Origin of the sequence: Dietzia sp. DQ12-76, assembly GCF_014145045.1 — a bacterium.
GTDB lineage: Bacteria > Actinomycetota > Actinomycetes > Mycobacteriales > Mycobacteriaceae > Dietzia.
In genome coordinates this window covers 1-1186 of sequence record NZ_JAALDV010000106.1, presented here as the reverse complement: position 1 = coordinate 1186, position 1186 = coordinate 1, and the positions used below count along the sequence as shown (strand labels likewise).

Genomic DNA, 1186 nt, shown 5'->3' with positions numbered 1-1186 from the left:
GAGAGCGTTCCGGCTCCCCGGCCGCCGGCACCGCCGGCGCAGGTCGCCCCGGCCCCGCCCGGGTTGCCGGTCTTCGACCTGCCCTGTATCGCACCGTTCTGCGTACCGCCACCCGCCTGAATCGCCCGCCCCCACCCCGACGCCTAGACTCGGGGGCATCATGAGTGCACCCAGCGAAGAATCGATCCGCGCCGCCCTGGCCAAGGTCGACGACCCGGAGATCCGAAAGCCGCTCACCGAGCTCGGCATGGTCAAGGGCGTCAGCATCGACGAGGGTTCCGGCCGGGTCGACATAGGCATCTACCTGACGGTGGCCACGTGCCCGATGAGGGACACCATCACGGATCGGGTCCGCACCGCGGTCGCGGACGTCGCCGGCGTGGGCGAGGTCGTGGTCGAGCTCGACGTGATGGACGACGAGCAGCGCACGGAACTCCGCAAACACCTGAGGGGCGACGCGACCGAGCCCGTCATCCCGTTCGCCCAACCCGGCAATCTGACGAGGGTGTACGCGGTCGCCTCGGGCAAGGGCGGCGTGGGTAAGTCCACCGCCACCGTCAACCTCGCGACCGCGCTGGCGTCCCGTGGGCTGTCCGTGGGGGTACTCGACGCGGACATCTACGGGCACTCCATCCCCCGGATGCTCGGAACCGACGCGCGACCCACCCAGGTCGAGCAGATGATCCTGCCGCCGGTCTCACACGACGTGAAGGTCATCTCGATCGCCCAGTTCACCAAGGGCAACACCCCGGTGGTCTGGCGTGGCCCGATGTTGCACCGCGCGCTCCAGCAGTTCCTCGCCGACGTCTACTGGGGGGACCTCGACGTCCTGCTGATGGACCTGCCGCCCGGCACGGGTGACGTCGCCATCTCGATCGCGCAACTCATCCCCTCGGCGGAGATACTCGTGGTCACGACACCACAGCAGGCGGCGGCCGAGGTGGCCGAGCGTGCGGGGTCGATCGCCCTCCAGACGCGTCAGCGCATCGCGGGCGTGATCGAGAACATGTCGTGGCTCGAACTGCCCGACGGGACCCGCATGGACGTCTTCGGCACCGGCGGTGGCGCCGAGGTGGCCGCGAACCTCTCGCGATCGGTCGGGGCGCCGGTGCGGTTGCTCGGCCAGGTGCCGCTCGAGCAGGCCGTCCGCGAGCACGGCGACGAGGGCACCCCGATCGTCCTGGCG

General features: G+C 70.3%; 1 protein-coding gene. It reads left to right on the top strand.

Features of this window, described 5'->3' with window-relative positions; genetic code table 11:
* Positions 1-160: 160 nt before the first annotated feature.
* Positions 161-1186 (top strand): Mrp/NBP35 family ATP-binding protein (locus G6019_RS04830; RefSeq protein ID WP_182627129.1); only part of this gene is annotated, 1026 nt, incomplete at its 3' end.